General features: G+C 56.5%; 1 rRNA gene. It reads right to left on the bottom strand.

Annotation, left to right across the window (positions count from 1 at the left end):
- Positions 1–21 precede the first annotated feature (21 nt).
- Positions 22–1,061 (bottom strand): 23S ribosomal RNA (locus LE181_RS31315); the annotation flags it as partial.

Genomic DNA, 1,061 nt, shown 5'->3' with positions numbered 1-1,061 from the left:
ACACAGTGGACGCGAGCAACTGAGGACAAGCCCTCGGCCTATTAGTACCAGTCAGCTCCAACCGTTACCGGTCTTCCACACCTGGCCTATCAACCCAGTCGTCTACTGGGAGCCTTACCCCATCAAGTGGGTGGGAGTCCTCATCTCGAAGCAGGCTTCCCGCTTAGATGCTTTCAGCGGTTATCCCTCCCGAACGTAGCCAACCAGCCATGCCCTTGGCAGGACAACTGGCACACCAGAGGTTCGTCCGTCCCGGTCCTCTCGTACTAGGGACAGCCCTTCTCAAGACTCCTACGCGCACAGCGGATAGGGACCGAACTGTCTCACGACGTTCTAAACCCAGCTCGCGTACCGCTTTAATGGGCGAACAGCCCAACCCTTGGGACCGACTCCAGCCCCAGGATGCGACGAGCCGACATCGAGGTGCCAAACCATCCCGTCGATATGGACTCTTGGGGAAGATCAGCCTGTTATCCCCGGGGTACCTTTTATCCGTTGAGCGACGGCGCTTCCACAAGCCACCGCCGGATCACTAGTCCCGACTTTCGTCCCTGCTCGACCCGTCGGTCTCACAGTCAAGCTCCCTTGTGCACTTACACTCAACACCTGATTGCCAACCAGGCTGAGGGAACCTTTGGGCGCCTCCGTTACCCTTTAGGAGGCAACCGCCCCAGTTAAACTACCCACCAGACACTGTCCCTGATCCGGATCACGGACCCAGGTTAGACATCCAGCACGACCAGAGTGGTATTTCAACGACGACTCCACCCAAGCTGGCGCTTGAGCTTCACAGTCTCCCACCTATCCTACACAAGCCGAACCGAACACCAATATCAAGCTATAGTAAAGGTCCCGGGGTCTTTCCGTCCTGCTGCGCGAAACGAGCATCTTTACTCGTAGTGCAATTTCACCGGGCCTATGGTTGAGACAGTCGAGAAGTCGTTACGCCATTCGTGCAGGTCGGAACTTACCCGACAAGGAATTTCGCTACCTTAGGATGGTTATAGTTACCACCGCCGTTTACTGGCGCTTAAGTTCTCAGCTTCGCCTGGACGAATCCA

Source organism: Streptomyces sichuanensis, from assembly GCF_020328095.1.
GTDB classification, from domain to species: domain Bacteria; phylum Actinomycetota; class Actinomycetes; order Streptomycetales; family Streptomycetaceae; genus Streptomyces; species Streptomyces cinnamoneus.
This window is presented reverse-complemented; position numbering and strand designations above follow the sequence as displayed.